Genomic DNA, 22,056 nt, shown 5'->3' with positions numbered 1-22,056 from the left:
AATTTCACAATCAGGTTTTACTTTGTTTTGACGTGTCTGTGTCATTGCCTGTAAATAACGATGGGCCAACATGACCAGGCGCGTTGATCCCTTCTTTTTTCAGCATCACCGATACGGTTTTAAACATGATTTTGAAGTCCACCCAAACATTGTGATGATCAACATACCAGACATCACATTTGAAGCGTTCTTCATAATCAAGTTCATTACGCCCACTAATTTGTGCCAGACCTGTCATACCAGGGCGGACTTCCAAACGACGTGCCTGTTCAGGCGTGTAATGTTCGACAAATTCTTTGAGCATCGGACGTGGGCCAACCACGCTCATATCGCCCTTAATCACATTGAGCAATTGAGGCATTTCATCGAGACTGGTTGAACGTAACTTTTGACCAAACGGCGTGATACGCTGCTCGTCTGGAAGTGGATTGCCATGTTGATCAAGCGCATCTTTCATAGAGCGAAACTTCATCATTTTAAACAGCTTGCCATCTTTCCCTGGACGTTCTTGGTAAAAGAAAATCGGTGAACCCAGATTTTTTTTGACCTTGAAGGCAACATAAATAAACACAGGCAACAAAATCGTAAATGCAATTGAAGCAATGATGATATCGACAAGTCTTTTGAGCATGATTATTTTACCCATCCACCGAGATCACATCGCATAGCGATCGTAGACATTGAATTGAACCTTGTTGAAACACTGGTCTGCCGAAATGGTAGATCAATTTTAAAAAGCGTATTTTATCAACTCTTGGACAAAACTGCCATTCATGTCGAGGGCGTACTGACTGATGAATCTGTCACAAATTGCATCGCCTGTAACATTTGCTGGTTAACCTGTTTGACCTCATAACGCTGCTGTACCAATGCCAAAGAGTTGGCTGCCATCCATTCAATTTGGACAGGCTGTTCAATCAGGCGTTGCATGGCTTGCGCCAAGGCATCGGCATCCCGCACAGGCACCTTAAAACCATTTTGCCCATCAATCACGGTTTCCTTACAACCCGGCGCATCGGTGGTGATAATCGCACGGCGCATTGCCATCGCTTCGAGTACCGAACGGGGAATCCCCTCACGGTAAGATGGCAACACAAAAATATTGGCTTGGCAAATCGCCTGACGCACATCACTGAGTTTGCCCCAGTACTGAATCAAACCCGATGCTATCCATTCTTCCAAATCTTCTTGGGCGATGGCTGCGGGATTTTCATCTATCCAACCCACCAAATGAAAATGGGCTTGCGGATAGTGCTGCTTGATTTGCTTGGCCGCTGCGATATATTCATACACGCCTTTGTCTTTGAGCAAGCGTCCCACCATCAAGAAAATCGGTTGAGGATGATTTTGCTCATCGAGAAGTAACGGTTGTGGGGCAAATTTTTCGGTATTTACCCCTGAACCATTCACAATATGCGTCGGGATATGCACTGGCAAATGCTTGAGTTCACGAACCAAAGCCAAATCATCCGCATTTTGAAAAATCACCGCAGTCGCTTGACGGAGTGCAAAACGAAAAATTTGATTAAATAACTGCTTTACATATTTAAAGCGCCCTGCGGACTGATCATCCTGAAAGGCAAATCCTAAACCACTGAGCAAAATATAACGCTCAGGCACTTTCGCCAAATACGCCGCAATCGTGCCGTAAATCACAGGTTTAATGGTATAGCTCAAGACTTTAGTGGGTTGAATCGCTCGAAGATGCTGATAAATCGCCAAAATGGTTTTCGAATCTGCGACAGGATTGGTTCCCATTTTTTGTAATGGGTAACTGTGCAATTGAAAACCCAAGTCCTGAAAATAATGCTGATCTTCAGGATACAACTCAATATTTGGAGCAAGAATATGAATCGCATAGCCTTGAGCAGCAATGCTGTTCAACAAGTCACCCCGAAAATTTCGCACAGTATGCAGGTCATTGGAAATAATACAGAACTTCATAGATTATTGTGCTGAACCCTGTAAATGCTGGACATACCACGGCATAGCTTGTTCGATGCCCTGTGCAATATTGAACTGCGGCTGATAACCGAGCAACGTCTGAATTTTGGAAATATCGGCTTGTGAATGACGCACATCGCCTGCACGGAAATCCCGATATACAGCGGCTTGGGTATAGTTCACCGCATTTTTAGCTAAGGTTTCGGTCAGCATATTAAACAGTTGATTGAGATCAGTTCGCCCACCCACTGCCACATTGTAAATCTGATTCAACGCAGCCGTATTTTCTGTGGTTGCTGCAAGCAAGTTTGCCTGCACGGCATTGGCAATATAGTTAAAGTCACGGCTGGTTGAACCATCACCATTGATATAAACTGTATCGCCCTGAATCATGGCAGCCGTCCATTTTGGAATCACTGCGGCATAAGCACCGTCTGGGGTTTGGCGTTTCCCAAAAATATTGAAGTAACGCAGACCAATCGAGTTAAAACCATAACAACGCTGAAACACGCTGGCATACAACTCATTGACATATTTGGTCACGGCATACGGCGACAACGGATTGCCAATAATATCTTCCTGTTTAGGCAAGGCAGGATGATCACCATAAGTCGAGCTGCTTGCTGCATAGACAAAGTTTTTGACCTGAGCCTCTTTGGCTGCGACCAGCATATTTACAAAACCCGAAATATTCGACGCATTGGTGGCAATCGGGTTTTCAATCGAACGTGGCACTGAACCGAGCGCTGCCTGATGCAGCACATAATCCACACCTGCACACGCGGCTTGGCAGTCTTCAAGGTTGCAAATATCGCCCTGAATAAACTTGAAATTCTGCCATTGTTCAGCCGATACGGTGGCTTGTACTTCATCGAGATTGTGCTGAAACCCTGTCGAGAAGTTATCTAAACCCACCACACGCTGACCCAGCAACAATAATTTTTCCAGCAAATTTGAACCAATAAATCCTGCAACGCCTGTGATTAACCATGTTTTAGGTTGCTGTTGCAGTTGTTCACAACATTGTTGATATTGGCTCATGATGCTGTTCTCTCAGTGCTGAGGTGATAAAGTGCCAACCATTGTTGCAGCATGCTCTGCATCGAGTAATGCTGCTGAATGCGCTGACGGTGCTGCTGCCCCAATTGGGCTTTTTGTTCTGTCGACAATTGTAACGCTTGGACGAGTTTTTTGCTGAGCATTTCTGCGTTTTGTGGCGGAACCAGCCATTCAGGCTCACCTAACACTTCTTTGACGCCACCACAGTCGGTTGCGACCACCACCCGTTCACAACTCATGGCTTCTGCCACCACCAAGCCAAAACCTTCCCAAGCCGAGGACAAGACAAACAGATCTGCGGCAGACAGGAGCTCAGCAATATCATGCCGTACCCCCAGAAAATGTATTTGAGTCGACAAGCCCAACTGCTGCACTTGCTGCTCCAATTCAGTCCGTTGTACGCCATCCCCCACGATCAGGAGCTGTGCTTTCGGCTGCGTGTTGAGCAGTAAGCGAAATGCCTGAATCAGGTTGGGATAATCTTTGGCTTGCATTAAACGCCCGACCGCCATCAACACAGGAATGTCATCGGAGAAACCGAATTGCGAACGAAGCTGCTGACGTGCCGATGCAGAAAATTGAAATTTTTGCGTATCAATGCCGTTACTGACCGCGGTACTTTTAACCGCGCTAAAGGCTTTTTGCGCCACAAAAAAATCGGTGGCTTCCTGACTGACATTGGTATTCAGATCACTCAAACCATCGGTCAGGCGGTACAACCATTGCCGTGCTTTACCGCCAATTGCCTTGCTGTGTGCCGTACAGATCAAATACGGAATTTGCGCTGAGCGACGCAGCAAACGGGCAAATAAAATCGCATGGAACATATGCGCATGCACCACATCGGGCTGAAACTGCTGCATCAGTTGAGCAAAGTGTCTTGCACTGTGTGAGAAATTCGCCATTGAATTGAGTCCCAGTGAGATCAGTTCAATCTCGGGATGTTGCGGTCGAACCTCAATCTCTCCACGCAAATAGGCAATTTTGACCTGATGCCCTGCTTCAAACAGTTGATCAGCCAGACTGGTCACGACTTTCTCTGCACCACCTAAACCCAAACCTGTAATTAGCAGCAAAATTTTCATCTTCAATTCACTCAAGCTTGGGCAAACAGATCAAGCCATTGGGTCACAATCTGCTCAGTCGAATACTGTTGCACATATTGCTGATTCTGTTTAGCAATCTGTTGATAATGCGTCGTTTCTAACGCCATCATCTGTGCCAACCCATCACTCAAAGCCTGCGCATTTTCAGGGGCAACCAACGAATTTGACGTGTTGGCTAAAATTTCACGCGGCCCAATCGGACAGTCAAAAGCCACGATTGGCAAACCAAAACTCAGAGCTTCGAGCAGAACCATCCCAAAACCTTCAAAACGTGAACTTAAACAGTAAATCGATGCCTGTGCATAATACTGGGCAATCTCAGGGGTCGCGGCTACCCAATCCACCGAATCTTGAATTCCCAACTGAAGTGACTGTTGTTTGAGTGCCTGTTCCTGTTCGCCACCACCCACTATCCGCAGTGTCCAGTCAGGATATTGAACACGGAGTAATTGCCATGCTTCCAGTAACAGATCAAAACCTTTCTCAGGACGTAGCCGTCCAACGGCAAGCACGGTTTTATGATTTTGATTTGGTAAATGATCGGCAACAGCAAAAGGCGATGGATTGGCAATCGCTTGAATCTTGGCGGAAATTTTGGCAATGCCCTGCTGCCATAACTGACGGTCATGTTCGGTTAAAGTCACCACCGCATCGGCATGACGCGCAGCCCAAACCCGCCCGACACGGCGCAGACGTACACCCAAATCCACTTCAAAATTAAAATGTTCCCAGCAAATATGCTGTACTTTCAAACCGAACAGGACAGGTACGGTAAAAATACAGGAAATACTGTCCACCACCACAAAATGCTGAATCTGCTGTTGTTGGACAAAACGGCGGATTTTCCAAATTGTCCCCAGTAAATGGCTTTTCATCGACACAGGCTGTGGATAAAGTGCATGGTTTTCCACACGGGCATCCAAGGCAAAAAATGGACGCTCACCTTGTGAAAGATTCAGAATACAGACTTGTTGCCCCTGTGCCGCCAAGGCATTGGCGACCAGTGTGGTAACGCGCTCGGTTCCACCTGCAAGGTTAAGATTGCCAATCAGAAAGCAGATTTTGCCGATCATTTTTTCAGACCCAAACGGCGCAAGGTGCGGTCAAACAATAAAAATGCCACGCCATACTGGAAAAACAGACGATTTCCGCGGTTACGGATCATGGTTTCATTGAGTGGATGCTGACGCATTTTTTGTTTTAAAACTTTCCAACGCTGCTGTGCCGCACTAATCCCATCGGCGTTCAAGACATCCATAATATGCGACTGGCTAATCGCGATCATGGTCGCCACCAGTTCAGGATGCTGTTCAATACGTTCTAAATAAAATAGCGGCACGCCCCCCAAATCATCAATATTTTTACGGGATTTGGTCGCGGTAATGCCGTGCGGGTTGATACGGTAATTGATCAATACTTCAGGGCTGAAATAGGCGGTTTTTGCTGCGAAAAATAACAACGGCGTGGTGTAGGCATCTTCATAGTTTTTACCGACTGGAAAGCGAATCTCTTGAAACAACGCTCGTTTATAAACACGTAGCCATGCAAACCACGCCGAACGATTAGACAGTTCCAGTAAAATATCTTGGTTCAAGGTTTGCAAACCCTGCTTCGACATACGATGTAAAAACGGAATGATATTGCCCTGATCATCCACGCGCTGTACCGCAAACTGGATGATGTCAGCGCCCGTTTCAATGCCTTTGAACACTTCAGCAAAATACCGCGGATTGAGATAATCATCCGAATCTAAAAATGCCACATACTCACCCTGAGCCTGCGTAATCCCTGTATTGCGTGCCCCGCTCAAACCCTGATTTTTTTGGCGGATGATGCAAAATTGCTGCTGAACCGCTTCAGGCTGCTGTGCCAAAAACTGCTGTGCTTTGGCTACCGACTGGTCTGGGCTGCCATCATCGACCACAATCACCTCGACCTCAGGCACAGGCAACTGCTGGCAGATACTGGTCAGGCATTGTTCAATGTACTTTTCGACATTATAAACGGGGATGATCAAGCTCAGCTTCATCGGGTATTCTCAGCGTTTGAAATAGGTGGATGGTTTAAAGATACGAATATGCGTATCTAAAATTAAACCCTGCTTATAAAAGTAATTAAAGAGTGTTAAAGACAAAATTTCTGTGGCGAGAATCGCAAAAATTGCTCCGTACAGAGCAAAATAATGAATCGCCAAAAAGGTCACCACGACATTAAACACCACCAAAATCATCGTTTTGTGATGTAAATAATCGTAGGCATTGAACTTGATCAGGTACTTTTCTGCCACGGTCGACATGCCTGAAAACAGCGTCACAAACACCGCAATAATCAGAATATCGTTGACCTGCTGATAGGCAGCGCCATAGAGCCACTGGATAATCCAGTGCCCAAACAAGGCAAAAAATACCGCAGCCGAAGACGCAATCACAATCACCATCAGGTTTAAGCGTGCCACCATATTTTGGCTGCGATCAAAATCTTTTTCCGCATAAATTTGGGTGAGAAATGAAGAAATAAAGGCATTTAAAACAAAGTAAAAACTGCTACCCAGCGTCATTGCGACCGAGTAAATCCCCAGATCATGCTGCGATTTTATTCCCAAAAACAGTTGTGAGGTCTTGGTAAAAATCGCAATCGACAGCGTATACAACACCAGTTTACGCCCGACTTTCAGCACATACCCACGGTACTGCTGTAAATGCTCAGCAATTCGCTCGGGATTGCTGAGTTTTTTACGTGCAAAAATCGCCCGACGCATCAAAAATGGAACTAGCGTCACCAACACAATCGGAATACTTAAATAACTGACAGGTAAATGGAATTCAGCAATCCCATAACGCACGATCAGGCTCACCAAAATCGCAGTGACATTACAGATAGTATTAAAACGTGACTGCAAGGTGGCATTGAAGTAAATGCTATATGCCGTGTCATGCAGGGAAAAATACACCCCGATACACGCCGCGACTGAGAAAATAAAGGTCAGTGGATCAACCGTTAAATACAGATACAGCAGTACCAGACTGGCAAACACAGCAAAGAACAGATTCCGTAAAGTTCGGGTGGCAAAAATAATGTGCTCACCTGTTTTGCGGTTCTGACTGGTTTTTTGGAAAATCAGGTTGTCTGAGCCAAACAATGACACCGTTTGCACGATGGCAAAAATCGAGGTGGCAAAGGTCAGCTTCCCGAAATTGGCAGGGCCAATATAACGTGCCACAAACGAGGTCACGAAGATCAATCCAAAAATGGACAACAGCTTTTCAGCCATCATCCACAATGAATTGAGATAGACTTTTTTACTCATGAGGTCGCTTACAGACGAATGTCCACGCTGTCTTTGTCGAGGACGTATTTCAAGTCATACAGGACAAAATTGGCTTTGCACAACTTGGCAATATCGTCACGGGTCAATGCTTTAAACTGATGATGGGCAACTGCCAATACCACGGCATCGTAATAATGGTTTTTCGGTGTTTCAGTCAGTTCCAAGCCATATTCATGCTGTACTTCGGCAGCATCCACCCAAGGATCATGTACATCGACCTGAATGTGGTATTCCTGCAATTCATGAATAATATCAATGATGCGGGTGTTACGGATGTCTGGGCAGTTTTCTTTAAAGCTTAAACCCAACACCAAGACTTTGGCACCTTCAACCTGAATGCGCTTTTTCACCATGGTCTTAACCAGTTGCGTCACCACATAAGCACCCATACCATCATTCAGACGGCGACCCGCTAAAATAATTTCAGGATGATAACCAATCGCCTGCGCTTTATGGGTCAAATAGTACGGATCAACCCCGATACAGTGCCCCCCGACCAGACCCGGACGGAACGGCAAGAAGTTCCATTTGGTACCTGCGGCTTTGAGCACATCTTCAGTGTCGATGCCCATTTTATTGAAAATCAACGCCAATTCATTGATCAGGGCAATATTGACATCACGCTGGGTATTTTCAATGACTTTGGCTGCTTCAGCGACTTTGATGCTTGGTGCTTTATGTGTCCCTGCGGTGATAATCAGGTTATAGACGTCATCGACATAATCCGCGATTTCTGGCGTAGACCCTGATGTGATTTTTAGAATATTGGTGACACGGTGTTCTTTGTCACCTGGGTTAATCCGTTCTGGGCTATAGCCTGCATAGAAATCTTGGTTAAAGATCAGACCTGAGACTTTTTCCAGTACAGGAATACAGACTTCTTCACTCGCCCCTGGATACACAGTTGACTCGTACACCACGACATCGCCTTTTTTCAAGACACGACCAATGCTTTCAGACGCTTTGACCAACGGGGTGAGATCGGGTTGTTTATACTGATCAATCGGGGTTGGTACGGTCACGATAAAGAAGTTACAGGTCTGTAAATCATCAATCTGGGTGGTGTAGCTTAAATGGCTCGCCTGTTGTAATTCTTCTGGCGACGTTTCTAAAGTATGATCCTGACCGTTTCGAAGTTCATCAATCCGTTTTTGCTGAATATCGAACCCGACTGTTGCGACAGTTTTACCAAATTCGACAGCCAGTGGCAGTCCCACATAGCCTAAACCCACAATCGCGATTTTGAGTTGATCTCGTTGCAACATAGACAGTCCGATCCTAATCAATAAAGTAAAAGAGGATCATAATTGATGATCCTTACAGGCTGACTAATATAACAGAAATCAGACTGATTTTTCGGATAAAAAAGTGAGTTCGAGCTTTAGTACTGGCTGGCTTTATTTACAGATTTAAAACACGTTTTTAATCAGATTAGGCGGTTACTTCACACAAAAAACATACCGTTTATTTACAATCCATTATATGCTTACAGCCACTCATGCCTGCATGATCAGGCCAGCTATGTTTATCGAATAAAATTGGATTCCTCTTATGAGTAAAGCCTTACCCGTTGCTGTTGCAGTTATTTTAGGCGGCGCTGCACTTGTTCCTGTTTTTTATGCATCTCAACACCCTGCTCCAGCCAAATCACAACGCGCATCAGCAAGTACCTCTTCTGAACCGAAAAAGATTCTCAGCTATATGCAAGGCTACCAAATGGGTGGTCAGGTTTCTGCTGAAATGGATATTGATGGTTTTGCACAAGGTTTACGTGATGCCCGTGACCATAAACCACATGCCTATAACGACCAGCAAGTCAAAGAAGCGATTGTGAACTATCAAAAAGAATTACAAGGCAAACTCAACAGCTTGCAGGAAAAGAACAAAACTTTCTTGGCTGAAAATGCGAAGAAAGCTGGAGTAAAAACTACAGCTTCTGGTTTGCAATATGAAATCATCAAACAAGGTACAGGCAAACAAGCCACGACAAACTCAACCGTTCAAGTGAACTACGAAGGTAAACTGGTCGATGGTACAGTATTTGACAGTAGTTACACGCGTGGTCAACCTGCCGAATTCCCACTTTCGGGTACTATTCCAGGTTGGATCGAAGGCATTCCACTGCTGAAAGAAGGCGGTAGCATTATGCTTTACGTTCCTGCAAAACTGGCTTATGGTGAACAAGGAAACCAAGCCATTCCACCAAACAGTGTCTTGATCTTCAAGGTCGATTTACTTGCTGTAAAATAATCAAAATAATGGAGAGTATTTACTCTCCATTCATATTTTAGGAAGACGATAATGAAAAAAATCCTGAGCGTCGTATGTGCTTTATCTTGCTTATCCACGCCTGTTTGGGCAGCCAATACCATTAACAACCAAAGCGCATTGAGCACCCAAGCAGGTTATAGTTTCGGTTATTTGGTTGGCAAAAGTAATGCTGAAGCTTTACAAAGCATTGATCTAAATGCTTTTATCGAAGGATTGACTGCGGCATCACGCAATCAAAATCCTGCCTTATCTGAACAAGAAATGGCAAATATCTTGGCACTTTATAAAAAGCAGGCAGAAGCCAAAGATTTACTTGAACATCAACAGCAAGCTGATATTAATGCCAAAGCAGGAGCAGATTTCCTAAACAAGAATGCTCACCAAGCGGGTGTTGTCACTACGGCTTCAGGTTTGCAATACCAAGTTTTAAAAGCGGGTCAAGGCAAAAGCCCAAATAAAAACAGTACGGTTGAAATTAACTATGAAGGCCGTTTAATTGACGGTACGGTGTTTGACAGTTCCATTGCCCGTGAACAATCGGTTGATTTTCGTGTCAGTGAAGTGGTTTCAGGCTTATCTGAAGGCTTACTGACCATGAAAGAAGGCGGTAAAACCCGTTTCTTCATTCCAGCCAAACTTGGCTATGGTGAAATTGGTGCGGGCGATGCGATTGGGCCAAACAGCACCCTGATTTTTGATGTTGAATTAATTAAAGTCAAATAATTCATCAAACAAAAGAGCAGCGATTCGGCTGCTCCTTAAAATACAACTACTCTTAACTGGCTTTGGACAATACCTGATCCTGACTGACATCCCCAATACGCCATTGATACGGTGGCAGAGTACCATTGACACTAAAATCACCGACAATTCGGTCTTTAAACACCCGTGGATTATGTGAAGACAGCGTTCGGACATTACGCCAGAAACGATCCAGTGCATGACGCTGATCTGATGCCGATGCACCCAAAGCATCAAACAGTACCGTTGAGGCATTTAAAATCAGTTGGGTAATCACCGTTTGCGACTGCGCGGTTTCAAGTTCAGCCAGTGCATTTTGCTGTTTCTCATATTCAGCATTGTCTTGTAAGGCTGCCAAATAAGTACGCTGCAAACTTTGCGCGACTTTTTCAACGATTGCCCCTGCACTATAAGCTGCGCCACGCACCTGCCCGACCACCTGTAAGATTTGTGGATCATTGCGGACAAACTGGCTATTAGCATGGGTATAGTTACGGTTGCGTTGCCCTACCGCATGGGATAACTCATAACTGGCAGCACGCCCAAGCCCTGTAATAATCGCCAATTGCACCAGTTGGTAATACGCTGCTGAATATTTAAAGCGCGTGCCATCCACTAAAATTTCACTCGGATCAATCAGTACATCATTAAAAATTGCCGTGCCACTGGCTGTGAGTTTTTGCCCAAAACCATTCCAGTCATCTTGTATGGCAACCCCTTCTTGATGACGTTGCACCAATACCTCTGCCGATTCTCCTGACAAGTCCTGAATACCCACATCAATCCAGTCTGCATATAAACTGCCTGTGGTGTAATACTTCTGCCCTTTCAAACGCAGCCGACCTTGTGAATCGCGATAAATATGGGTTTGAAACTGATCACGACTTTCTTTTCCACCTTCAGACCATGCGCTACCAACGGTTTCACCCGCAGCAATCCGTCTAAGCCAACGGGCTTTAAACGCAGGATCTTTGGAAATTAAGACATCTTCGGTAAAGCCAAAGTGCACACGAAGCGCTTGTGGCAAGTTTGAATCGGCTTGAGCAAGCTCAACCAACAGAGCGAATAATTCAGGAATGCTGGCATCAAAACCACCAAAGGCTTTCGGCAAACGCAATCGGGTAAAACCGCTGTCTTTAAGCCACTGCAATTGTTCATAAGGCAAAATTCGCTGCTGCTCGCGCTGTAACGTACCTGCCTGAATTTTGGCAAATACAGGGCGAAAATGTTGTGCCAGTTCATCATAACGCGCGGACGGGCCTTGACCCCATGCTGCATAAATTTGTGATTCAGAAAAAGCTTGGGCATGCTGAATTGTTGGATTAGTCATGGCATTACTCAAAAATCAATATGCCTTTACCTTAAAATAAATCGTCTGCTGTCATCAGATGTTGTTTTGCTATGGTTAGCACAATTTTAGATAATCCCCACACACTCAACAGCAGAGTTATACTCTTTTTAAATCTTTAATTTTAATAAAATTTTATCCATTACAGCCACTAAAACTCAAACAATGACGCAAAAAAACACCCTGCATGTGCAGGGTGTTTTTCTTCATCTTACAACTTAGAATGGAACACGTTTATATTGACGGTATTCTGGTTTCCAGAAATTTTTCTCAATATTTTCCATGAGCAATTCATCACTAATCACAGGGGCTACGCCTGCCTCCATCGCTGCTTTTGCGACTTTAAAGGCAATCACACGAGACACTTTTTGAATGTCATCAATCTCAGGTAACAAGTCTGCATTTGGATCTTGCAACATTGGTGAACAGTCTGCCAAAGCATTGCTCGATGCCATCAACATGCTGTCGGTGACACGAGTTGCACCTGCTGCAATCACACCCAAACCAATACCTGGGAAAATATAAGAGTTGTTGCACTGGCAAATGTTATACAGCTTGCCTTGATAATTTACAGGTGCAAACGGGCTACCTGTTGCAATCAGCGCTTTACCGTCTGTCCAGTTCAAGACATCGGCAGGTACAGCTTCAACACGCGAGGTTGGATTCGACAATGGCAATACAATTGGACGTTCACAGTTTTCAGCCAAAGTCCGAATAATTTCTTCAGTAAATAAACCAGGTTGACCTGATACCCCAATCAACACGGTTGGTTTGGCATTTTTCACCACATCAAGCAATGAAATCATTTCATCGGCTTGTGCCCAGCTTGCAACGACTTCAGGTTGCTGTGCCAATTTACGTTGGAAGTCCAGCAAGTTCGGCTGATTTTCAGTGATTAAACCGAAACGATCCACCATAAATACTTGCTTGCGTGCTTCAGCATCACTCAAGCCTTCTGCCACCATTTGCGCCACGATCTGTTCGGCAATACCACAACCTGCTGAACCTGCACCCAAGAATGCAATACGCTGATCTTTTAACTGCTTGCCTGCCGCACGGCTCGCAGCAATTAGACTACCCACCGACACCGCAGCCGTTCCCTGAATATCATCATTGAAACAGCAGATTGCATCACGGTATTTGTTCAGTAAAGGCATCGCATTTTTCTGTGCAAAATCTTCAAACTGAATCAAGGCGTTTGGCCAACGACGGCGAATACCACGAATCACTTCATCCACAAAGTTATAGTATTCATCGCCACTAATACGTGGTTGACGCCAGCCCATATAAATCGGGTCATTCAGCAACTGTTGGTTGTTGGTGCCGACATCAATGGTAATTGGCAATGTATAGGCAGGACTGATCCCACCACATGCGGTGTACAGTGATAATTTTCCGATTGGAATACCCATCCCGCCAATACCTTGGTCACCAAGACCCAAAATACGTTCGCCATCAGTGATCACAATCACTTTGACATTTTTACGGTTCACATTTTGCAAAATGTCATCAATGTGTTCACGGTCAGGATACGAGATAAATACCCCACGATGACGGCGGTAAATATCAGAGAACTGTTGACAAGCTTCGCCAACCGTTGGTGTATAAATAATCGGCATCATTTCCGCCAAATGATCTTCAATTAGGCGGAAAAACAGGGTTTCGTTGGTATCTTGGATATTCCGTAAATAAATGTGCTTATTGATCGCATCGTGGAATGCAGAGTACTGTTGATATGAGCGTTGGCTTTGTTCTTCAATAGTTTCAATCACATGGGGAATTAAACCATGCAGGTTAAAACGAGTCCGTTCGTCTTCGCTAAATGCAGAACCTTTGTTCAATAAAGGCAATTCTAATAAGGTATTTCCAGCATAAGGGATGTAAAGTGGGTGCTTTTTTTGCGTAGCAGAGGTCATGTTTAGTCTCATCTTTGACTAAAACCGCACGATTGTGAAGTTTAGCTTTTCAAAATACCTAAATAGCTTAAGCCTTTTTTGACAAAAAATGGTATTTAGCAAATTTATAATGGTATGAGACTTATTTCGAGATTTAATTATTCTGACTAATCTGGTTGGTCTTGTGTCATTTTTAAGGATTCTTGCAGAATATTCTCGACATTCTGCAAGAAAAAATGAGGGGTTTCCAACTGCTACTTTATGCTTTCTTTTTAGAAAAGCGTGCAAATTTACGATTAAAGTTGGCAACACGCCCTTCATTGCTGGCTTGGCGGACTTCGCCTGTATAAAACGGATGTGAAGCACTAGAAATATCCAAAGTCACATACGGGTAAACTTGTCCTTGATACTCTCGAGTTTGACTTGGTTTTAAGGTTGAACCAATTAAAAAATAACTGTCTGCATTGGTATCGTGAAATAAAACTTGTTGATAATCAGGATGAATTTGTTTTCTCATAACATGCTCCAATATAATTACGTTATAACATAACAATATTCTATCCGATTTTTTTCATCTTCGTCAAAAAATCCGTGTGCTCATGCACAAAATCGACAGAAATAGTCTTTCCCTAGAACGTACAAAATTTGCTATATTTAGCGTTTTTCCGCGACATTTTTCTAACCATTATGAATACGGCAATCCAAGCAGCTCTTGATCATGCAGTTCAGTCCCTCAAGCAACAGGGTGTTCTTCCATCTGAATGGAACAACAACAGTACCTTAACGCGAACCAAAGATCGAAGCCACGGCGATTTTGCCTCAAATGTTGCCATGACTGCTGCGAAAGCTGCGGGTTTAAAACCGCGTGATCTTGCGGAACAAATCTTGGCAAATTTGCCTGAAGTTGCCGATATCAGTAAAGCTGAAATCGCAGGTCCAGGATTCATTAACTTCTTCTTAAATGCCAACCAGCGTTTTGCTGTGCTTGATCAAATTCAAAAACAAAACCAAAGTTTTGGTCGCACTCAAAGCAATGTTGGACAACGCATCCAAGTAGAGTTTGTATCAGCGAATCCAACCTCTAGCCTACATGTCGGTCATGGTCGTGGTGCAGCTTACGGCATGACCGTTGCGAATTTACTTGAAGCGACTGGCGCTGTGGTTGACCGTGAATACTATGTCAACGATGCAGGTCGTCAGATGGACATTTTGGCGACTTCAACCTATTTACGTTATTTAGAATTACAAGGGCAAACTCTGGTTTTCCCAAAAAATGCCTACCAAGGCGACTATGTCAAAGAAATCGCACAAAGCATTATTGAAAAAGATGGCGATGCACATGTTCGTCCTGTGGCAGATGTCTATAAAGATGTACCTGAAGATGTGCAATATGCGGCTGAACCAGATGCTGATGGCAATAAAGTCGTTGTTTCAGGCGACAAAGAAAAACATATCGATGGTTTGATTGCCAACTCACAGCAACTCCTTGGTGAGGGCTATCGCGTTTTCCATCAAGCTGCACTGAAAGCCATCTTAGAAGACATTAAAGATGACCTTGGTGAGTTCGGTGTGACCTTCAATCAGTGGTTTAGTGAAGCCAGCCTGACTGAAAAAATTGATGAAGCGTTGGCAACCCTTGAACAACGTGGTTTCTTGTACGAACAAGACGGTAATATCTGGTTTAAATCGACTGAATTTGGCGACGAAAAAGACCGTGTAGTGAAACGTCGTAACGGTCAAACTACTTACTTTGCTTCTGATATTGCGTACCACCTCAACAAATTACAACGTGGTTATACCCATATTGTGGATATTTGGGGTTCAGACCACCACGGTTATATTGCCCGCGTAAAAGCGGCGATTGATGCGATGGGTTATGACTCAAGCAAACTGACTGTGCTTTTGGTTCAGTTCGTCAGCTTGTGGCGTGGCGGTGAGATGGTACAAATGTCATCTCGTTCAGGTCAGTTCGTAACTTTACGTGAACTGCGTGAAGAAGTCGGCAACGATGCAGCACGTTTCTATTACGTGATGCGTAAGAGCGAACAACACATTGACTTTGACCTTGACCTTGCGGTTTCACAAAGTAAAGACAACGCGGTGTATTACATCCAATACGCACATGCCCGTATCTGCCGTATGCTTGAAAAAGCCAAAGATACAGGTCTTGCATTTGATGCAGTAGCGGCACGCCAGTTTGCTGAACAGTTAAGCCTTGATGCTGAAACTGAAATCTTGGCAAAACTGGCAGCTTACCCAGACATTATTCAGCGTGCAGCCAATGCCTATGAACCACACCAAGTCGGTAACTACTTGAAAGAACTTGCAGCACTGTTCCATGGTTGGTACAACGAACACAAAGTACTGAGCGATGACGCTGCCCTAACGCAAGCTCGTTTATTACTTTCAGTAAACGTACAACAAGTTTTGCGTAATGGTTTAGAATTACTTGGTGTATCTGCACCAACAGCGATGTAAGTTAAGAGGGTTCCTACGTGTGGGGTAAAACACAACGTGGCGTTTCTGAACGCCCTAAACAGCCAAAACAGGCATTCATTCCAAAATGGTTCGGTACTCTAATCTTGATTTTAGTGGTACTGAGTGCTGCACTGGCATTAATGTTGTGGAAGCCGTGGGCACCCGTACAACCACGTAGTGATGTGACGGCAGGACAATCTCAGGATGAAACCAATAAAGACTACCGTTTTTATGACCAGTTACCCAAACAACAGGTAACGCCTATTCCTGAACAGGCAGTCCCTGCCACAGCATCCAAAGAAGTCGGTGTGATTGTCGAAGCACCTGCTCAGCCAAGTGCAGAAATCAGTAGCGCTTCTGATAGCAGTTCCACTGCACAAACCAGCTATATCTTACAGATTAAAAGTTTTAATGATCCCGATAGTGCCGATGCCAAACGTTCAGAAATTTTAATGAACAAACTTCCTGCCGATGTTGTGATTAGCACAGAGAAAGGTCAAACATGGTATCGCGTGATTTCAGGGCCATTTAGCACAGAAAGTGAAGCCATTGCTGCGCAGCAAAATCTGCAAAATAGTGGCATCGATTCGATTATCGTCAAACACTAAAGCATCAAACAAAAAAGCGATCAACTGATCGCTTTTTTTAGCGCAAAAAACTTCAATTTTGGGGCAAGGAAAAAAATCAAATTGCCCAACAAAATACAGATAACCCCCAAAACTGCACTAATACTCCAGTGATAGTTTTCCCAAAAAGTCGAAATGCTTAATGCCACCAAAGGAAAAAGCAGGGTACTATAAGCCGCCTGCCCTGCACCAATTCGCCCAACCAAAATAAAATAAGCACTAAAGCCAATCACTGAGCCAAAAATCGCCAAATAACCTACAGCCAAACTAAATTGCCAATTCCATACGGCAGGTAAAAACTGCATGCCTGTTAGCGCTGCAAATAATCCCATCCAAAGTGTGCCGTAGCTCATGGCATAAGCATTGGTACTCAAGACATCTAGTCCTCGTTTCTGATGACGTGTGCTAATCATATTGCCTAGAGAGAAGCCATAAGTTCCAAGCATACACAAACCAATGCCAAGCAAAGTAGTTCCCTGCACATGCGTACTGCTTAAGTCTTGCCAAAACAATAAAAACATACCAAGAAAACCTAAAATTACCGCAGGAAAAAACTGAGGTACAATTTTCTGAGCAAAGAACACGCGACTATTCAATGTATTAAACAGAACTGCTATTGAAAAAATAACCGACTCTAAACCACTGTTAATATAGGCAATTGCATGATAAAAACATAAAAAATTCAGTCCAAAAACACAGAGTCCCTGTGCAGCACAAAACCCATGATCACGTAAAGACAGAGGACGTAAACGACGAGTAATCAATAAACCGAACATTAAGCAACTTGCTGCAATCAAAAAACGCCAAAACACCGCAACGACAGGATCAACCACATTTGATTGAGCTGTAATGGCAATCCATGTTGTTCCCCAAATCAAGACCACTATCGCATATAAAACCAAGTTCACCTGTATGCTCCTTTTTTTATCGATAAAAAGTATGCGATACAGCACAATTTAAAACTTGTATAAACTGATGATCAACTTGCACAAACTTGTGGTTTTTTTAGAAAATCTGCAAGACTGTTTAAAAAACAGCTAGACTATATTGTCCATGATGTCACGACATGATCACACAGATGACCTATCAGACCCTTGAACAGCTCCAGCAGCATAAAGCACAGTTGCTTGACCATGCACAACTCGGCTCAGGCATGCAATTGGCATCTTGGTACAACCAACATGATCGGGTCAGTGTAAAAAGCAATCATCACACCTTAAGCCTTTATATTCGAGAAGGCTATGAATGTTATCAACGGCAGGGTATTAAATGGCGCAATGGCGGCGGCCCAGATCATTTTTGTTTAATGCCACAGCAGCAGGAATCGGAATGGGATATTCGTGGTGAACTGAGTTTTGTGCATTTATATTACACCGATCAGCACCTACGAGATCTGGCAGCAAAGGTCTGGGATAAAGAGCCAAATACCATTCAGTTAGATGAAAAGACCTTCGCAGTTGACCCACACATTACTTTGTTATATCGGCACTTTTTATTGAACTGTGACTGGAAACAGTCTGAAAATTTACTACAACTCTCGACCACAGCAACGTTATTATTAAACCATGTGCTACGTCAGTACAGCAATATTGTTTGGAATATGCCACAAGTCAAAGGCGGGCTAGCACCTGCTCAATTACGCTCACTGTTGGCATGGATTGAAGCCCATTTGCATTTGCCACTGACGATTTCAGATCTGGCTGCACAAACCCATTTGAGTGACTACCATTTTGCCCACATGTTTCGGCATTCAATGCAACAAGCACCACATCAGTATATTTTACAACAACGCCTGATGCGTGCTCATCGATTGGTGCAGTCCTCAACACTGAGCCTGACTGAAATTGCTTTACAATGTGGCTTTAGCTCAGCCAGTCACTTTAGTAACCGCTTTAAGCAGCATTTTGGCTGTACACCTTCCCAGTTAAGACATTATTGATGTTGCAATTTATAACATTCATCCAATGCCAAAGCGTAATACTCCAAGCCTTCTTGTGCGGCTTGAAAGGCTTTTGCCTGTAAATCTGGTTTACCTTCACATAACAGTTTAATCAATTCCATCGCTTCATAAGGATGAATATCATCATAATGAGCATGCGCACGTAGCCATGCCAATGAACGTTTGTCAATTTGTATATCAGACCGACTTTGATAGTTCTGAATGCCTTTATAAACGCTTAATGACCAGTCACCTGTCGCCCACTCAATCGCCAAATTGGTTGCAGCAAGACTTTCAGGCAAACTACCACGATAATTAATACTCCACAAAAAATGATTGACTGCATTCATTGCAGGGGGTGGCGTAATCTGATCCAGTTCTTCAAGAGTTACCCCAAAACCATATGCCCAGTCGCGATACCAACTTAAATGGCGCTCTTCAACTTTCAAATTTTGAATTAACCAATCCCGACTCTCAACCACGCCAGCTTCATTAAACTGTGTTGCTTTTGCCAAAGCCAAAGCCATATAAGAGGGAAACTGTGCCACTAAGGGATAGAAATTTAATAATGCGCCACGAAAACAACCAATGTTCAGCTTACCTGTAGCCATACCAATAAACAGGGGATGCTGACTAACGCGCTCTTTTGCAGGAATAAGATCATCCCAAAATTTCTGCGCCCACTCACTATGTGGTGTAATTTCAAGGACTGAGCCTTTCTTCAGGACTGTCATAACATACTTCCTTCAATTTTTTGACTCATGCGAATGACAAAGATTTCTTTATTTTTAATACAATATCAAGTCTGAATAATCAATCAGATTTTCAGCGAAACTGTTTTTTTTGATTTGGCGTTTTACTGCCAATAAAAGATAGGCTTTCAATGAGTTATGAAATTGGTATTCAGATGATTTTATTGAGTCCTCATGCCCACTGTTTCTATTCTGTTTCAAGCACGAGTAACATTTCATTCATGTCCTGAAAATTTTTTACATTTTAAATTTATGTAAAAATGATGTATAAAGAAATGTGACCCGCTTAAAATACAAAGGTTTATCTTTTAGAAAATTTCCACACAAAAATAAATGTATCTATATGTTGAAGGCTATAGAGTCACCTATTTATACAACATATAAATAGTTGAAATTATACATTTTTAATAGTGAGATTGGGTTATGCGGTTACAAGGCTCAAATATACTTAGCCGAAAACAAGTCGATTTATTAAAAAAAAACCGATTAAATTTTGTGTGGTTTCCTAAAGATTTCGAGCGCATCTACCAACAACAATACCGACAAGAAGCTGCCTACGAATTTCGCTATCGTGGCATGATTATTTTTATTTTATATCTCTATTTATCCTTGGGTATTTATCAAGTCTTACCTAAAGATCATGTGTGGGCGTGGCTATCCTATTATAGTTGGGTTGGCGTGATTGTCCTTGCTGCATGGGTGATTTCTTTTGTCAAAAAACTCACCCCTTGGTTTGATCACTATGTATGTCTAGGTTCGGCACTCTCTGTTGCGATTAGTTTTATCTTGGTCAACAGTTTGGAAGGCGTCAAAAATACGGCTTTACTGCATACCGCGATGATGTATGCCGTGATTATTATTTATGGGTTTGTTGGATTACGTTTCTATACTGCCTTAATCGCAGGTTGGGGAGGTGGTTTACTCGGTCTGCTGGTCAGTAAACACTTGAATGCAGATATTGACTGGACACTCCTGAACCGTACCTATACGTTTAGCAGTTTTTTAGGCATGTCCTTGGCCTATTTTACTGATCGGCAGCACCGTGAAAATTTTCTACAAAATTGCATTATTGAACATAGCCATTTAGAGCTGGTACAGCAAGCTCAACAACTTTCCAAACTGTCACAACTTGATGCATTAACAGGTTTGGCCAATCGCCGCTATTTAGATGAAGTCTTGGAAAATGAATGGCATCGGGCAATTCGCTATAGCAGCCCGCTAACCATTATGATGATCGATATTGATTATTTTAAACTGTATAACGATGCACTTGGACATGTACAAGGCGATGAATGTTTAAAGCGCATTGCACTTCTTTTAAGCACTGTTACAGCTGAAAATAGTGACACTTTAGTCGTGCGTTATGGTGGAGAAGAATTCTTGCTACTGTTTCCCCGAACCAATGCGGAAGAAGCTCAGCAGCAAGCTGAACGTCTCATTAAAGAAACACATCAACTGGCGATTCCACATCCATCGAGTTTTATCGCCCCTTATGTCACGCTAAGTATTGGGGTTGCCACCATGATTCCTCAAGCCGATGAGCGTATTTCCGAGTTTATTATTTCGGCTGACCATGCCCTGTATCTGGCAAAACGTAAAGGGCGCAACCAATATCAAATCACAAACAATCAACCTACAATTGCTAGAGCCATAGCTGAATAGCATTTTGCTCTAGATGGATTCAGTCAGTTGCAAAAATTACTTTTCAGACAACACCAAAATGCCATGTTGTCCTAAGCGTGCGGTGGTCACGCCTACTCTCCCCAATAATTTCTGCGGCTGAGCGTGGTCTGAGTCAGCCCGATCATATCTCAGGGCACACAGCAATTGCTTTATGTTATTGATAATGCCCATCCGTTTCCTGCGCACGCTGAAATGCGTCACGCTGCTGGATACGGGCAAGAAATGCACGGATATGTGGAATATCCAGTTGAGTCCGTTTTGAAATAGCCTGTAAAGGAAAACTCATTTGAATATCCGCAAATGAAAATGCGCCTGCAAAATACTCATGTTCAGTCAAATATGATTCAATATAAGCCACATGATCTTTGAGTCTTGGCTGTAAAAAGCCTGCTTTTACCCCTTCACATACTTTTTTGGCAATTGGACGAATCAAAAATGGGACTCTTGAGGGTACATTGCTCATTACCAGTTGAAATACCAACAAGGGCATCAATGAACCTTCAGCATAATGCATCCAGTATAAATACTGATAAGCATCATCTTGAATTTCAGGATTCGGCTTAAATAAACCTGCTTGGTCATAACGCTGTTGTAATACATCTAAGATGACGGCAGATTCGGCAAGTACTTGCTGTTCATCTTGCAAGACAGGTGATTTACCCAAAGGATGAATGGCTTTGAGTTCCTCTGGCGCTGAAAGATTGGGCTGTCGTTTATAAAAACGAATCTGATAATGCAGTTGTAATTCTTCTAATGCCCTTGACATCCTCCCCGACCTAAAGGACGGGGATTCCCCCTGCGAGACGCTCATGTCCGAGCGCGAGAATATTCAGTGCTGAGTTTATGTCTCGATCATGGAGCGTACCGCACTCCATGCACTGCCATT

Annotated in this window: 22 protein-coding genes; 6 read left to right on the top strand and 16 right to left on the bottom strand. The window is 43.4% G+C overall.

Annotation, left to right across the window (positions count from 1 at the left end):
* Positions 1–10 precede the first annotated feature (10 nt).
* From GBN19_RS09855 to tviB, 8 genes are all read right to left on the bottom strand, one after another.
* Positions 11–631: a sugar transferase gene (locus GBN19_RS09855; protein ID WP_151778017.1), complete on the bottom strand. Its 621-nt coding sequence runs from the start codon at positions 629–631 to the stop codon at positions 11–13.
* A gap of 140 nt (positions 632–771) precedes the next feature.
* A complete protein-coding gene (locus GBN19_RS09850; protein ID WP_151778016.1) occupies positions 772–1,944 on the bottom strand; it encodes a glycosyltransferase family 4 protein in 1,173 nt (390 codons plus the stop codon).
* Between the two features lie 3 nt (positions 1,945–1,947).
* Complete coding sequence (locus GBN19_RS09845; RefSeq protein WP_151778015.1) at positions 1,948–2,985, bottom strand: NAD-dependent epimerase/dehydratase family protein; 1,038 nt, start codon at positions 2,983–2,985, stop codon at positions 1,948–1,950.
* Positions 2,982–4,088, bottom strand: coding sequence for a glycosyltransferase (locus GBN19_RS09840; RefSeq protein WP_151778014.1), 1,107 nt, complete (start codon positions 4,086–4,088; stop codon positions 2,982–2,984). The genes GBN19_RS09845 and GBN19_RS09840 overlap by 4 nt, the downstream gene beginning before the upstream one ends.
* A gap of 11 nt (positions 4,089–4,099) precedes the next feature.
* The gene (locus GBN19_RS09835; RefSeq protein WP_151778013.1) at positions 4,100–5,182 is read right to left on the bottom strand and encodes a glycosyltransferase family 4 protein; all 1,083 of its coding nucleotides are present in this window, start codon (positions 5,180–5,182) and stop codon (positions 4,100–4,102) included.
* Positions 5,179–6,138, bottom strand: coding sequence for a glycosyltransferase family 2 protein (locus GBN19_RS09830; protein WP_151778012.1), 960 nt, complete (start codon positions 6,136–6,138; stop codon positions 5,179–5,181). Before GBN19_RS09830 ends, GBN19_RS09835 begins: the two co-directional genes overlap by 4 nt.
* A gap of 9 nt (positions 6,139–6,147) precedes the next feature.
* Positions 6,148–7,416: an oligosaccharide flippase family protein gene (locus GBN19_RS09825; RefSeq protein ID WP_151778011.1), complete on the bottom strand. Its 1,269-nt coding sequence runs from the start codon at positions 7,414–7,416 to the stop codon at positions 6,148–6,150.
* An 8-nt stretch (positions 7,417–7,424) separates the two neighbouring features.
* Positions 7,425–8,702: a Vi polysaccharide biosynthesis UDP-N-acetylglucosamine C-6 dehydrogenase TviB gene (tviB, locus tag GBN19_RS09820; protein WP_151778010.1), complete on the bottom strand. Its 1,278-nt coding sequence runs from the start codon at positions 8,700–8,702 to the stop codon at positions 7,425–7,427.
* A gap of 286 nt (positions 8,703–8,988) precedes the next feature.
* On the opposite strand from tviB, the gene GBN19_RS09815 reads away from it, so the two are divergent.
* Positions 8,989–9,687, top strand: a complete 699-nt coding sequence (locus tag GBN19_RS09815) for an FKBP-type peptidyl-prolyl cis-trans isomerase (protein WP_151709428.1) — start codon at positions 8,989–8,991, stop codon at positions 9,685–9,687.
* 51 nt (positions 9,688–9,738) lie between these two features.
* Positions 9,739–10,431 carry an FKBP-type peptidyl-prolyl cis-trans isomerase gene (locus tag GBN19_RS09810; RefSeq protein ID WP_151778009.1) on the top strand — a complete coding sequence of 231 codons (693 nt, stop codon included), beginning with the start codon at positions 9,739–9,741 and terminating at the stop codon, positions 10,429–10,431.
* A gap of 52 nt (positions 10,432–10,483) precedes the next feature.
* Here GBN19_RS09810 and GBN19_RS09805 read toward each other — a convergent pair whose 3' ends face one another.
* From GBN19_RS09805 to GBN19_RS09795, 3 genes are all read right to left on the bottom strand, one after another.
* On the bottom strand, positions 10,484–11,779 hold the full coding sequence (locus GBN19_RS09805) for an acyl-CoA dehydrogenase family protein (protein ID WP_151778008.1): 1,296 nt from the start codon (positions 11,777–11,779) through the stop codon (positions 10,484–10,486).
* A 236-nt stretch (positions 11,780–12,015) separates the two neighbouring features.
* On the bottom strand, positions 12,016–13,713 hold the full coding sequence (locus tag GBN19_RS09800) for an NAD-dependent malic enzyme (RefSeq protein ID WP_151778007.1): 1,698 nt from the start codon (positions 13,711–13,713) through the stop codon (positions 12,016–12,018).
* 238 nt (positions 13,714–13,951) lie between these two features.
* Positions 13,952–14,209: a type B 50S ribosomal protein L31 gene (locus tag GBN19_RS09795; RefSeq protein ID WP_151710636.1), complete on the bottom strand. Its 258-nt coding sequence runs from the start codon at positions 14,207–14,209 to the stop codon at positions 13,952–13,954.
* Positions 14,210–14,379: 170 nt separating this feature from the next.
* Here GBN19_RS09795 and argS point away from each other — a divergent pair, with 170 nt between their 5' ends.
* Both argS and GBN19_RS09785 read left to right on the top strand, forming a co-directional pair.
* A complete protein-coding gene (argS, locus tag GBN19_RS09790) occupies positions 14,380–16,170 on the top strand; it encodes an arginine--tRNA ligase (protein ID WP_151778006.1) in 1,791 nt (596 codons plus the stop codon).
* A 17-nt stretch (positions 16,171–16,187) separates the two neighbouring features.
* A complete protein-coding gene (locus GBN19_RS09785; protein ID WP_151778005.1) occupies positions 16,188–16,778 on the top strand; it encodes an SPOR domain-containing protein in 591 nt (196 codons plus the stop codon).
* A gap of 20 nt (positions 16,779–16,798) precedes the next feature.
* Here GBN19_RS09785 and GBN19_RS09780 read toward each other — a convergent pair whose 3' ends face one another.
* Positions 16,799–17,704 carry a DMT family transporter gene (locus GBN19_RS09780; RefSeq protein WP_151778004.1) on the bottom strand — a complete coding sequence of 302 codons (906 nt, stop codon included), beginning with the start codon at positions 17,702–17,704 and terminating at the stop codon, positions 16,799–16,801.
* Between the two features lie 170 nt (positions 17,705–17,874).
* On the opposite strand from GBN19_RS09780, the gene GBN19_RS09775 reads away from it, so the two are divergent.
* Entirely contained in the window at positions 17,875–18,735 is an 861-nt protein-coding gene (locus GBN19_RS09775) for an AraC family transcriptional regulator (RefSeq protein ID WP_151710632.1), read from the top strand.
* Here GBN19_RS09775 and GBN19_RS09770 read toward each other — a convergent pair.
* Complete coding sequence (locus GBN19_RS09770; protein WP_151778003.1) at positions 18,729–19,469, bottom strand: TenA family transcriptional regulator; 741 nt, start codon at positions 19,467–19,469, stop codon at positions 18,729–18,731. The two genes, GBN19_RS09775 and GBN19_RS09770, sit on opposite strands and share 7 nt — an antisense overlap.
* Before the next feature lie 441 nt (positions 19,470–19,910).
* On the opposite strand from GBN19_RS09770, the gene GBN19_RS09765 reads away from it, so the two are divergent.
* Positions 19,911–21,149: a GGDEF domain-containing protein gene (locus GBN19_RS09765; protein ID WP_151778002.1), complete on the top strand. Its 1,239-nt coding sequence runs from the start codon at positions 19,911–19,913 to the stop codon at positions 21,147–21,149.
* A gap of 36 nt (positions 21,150–21,185) precedes the next feature.
* On the opposite strand, the gene GBN19_RS15760 is transcribed toward GBN19_RS09765, so the two are convergent.
* The 3 genes from GBN19_RS15760 to GBN19_RS09755 all read right to left on the bottom strand — a co-directional run.
* Positions 21,186–21,341, bottom strand: a complete 156-nt coding sequence (locus GBN19_RS15760; RefSeq protein WP_171494468.1) for a hypothetical protein — start codon at positions 21,339–21,341, stop codon at positions 21,186–21,188.
* Positions 21,325–21,981: a glutathione S-transferase gene (locus GBN19_RS09760; protein WP_151778001.1), complete on the bottom strand. Its 657-nt coding sequence runs from the start codon at positions 21,979–21,981 to the stop codon at positions 21,325–21,327. The genes GBN19_RS15760 and GBN19_RS09760 overlap by 17 nt, the downstream gene beginning before the upstream one ends.
* Positions 21,947–22,056 (bottom strand): transposase (locus GBN19_RS09755; RefSeq protein WP_171494437.1); only part of this gene is annotated, 110 nt, incomplete at its 5' end. The genes GBN19_RS09755 and GBN19_RS09760, both read right to left, overlap by 35 nt.

The sequence above is a fragment of the Acinetobacter brisouii genome, assembly GCF_008993995.1.
In the GTDB taxonomy this organism is placed as follows: domain Bacteria; phylum Pseudomonadota; class Gammaproteobacteria; order Pseudomonadales; family Moraxellaceae; genus Acinetobacter; species Acinetobacter brisouii_A.
The sequence above is the reverse complement of the archived record's forward strand: the minus strand, read 5'-3'. Positions and strand labels throughout refer to the sequence as shown.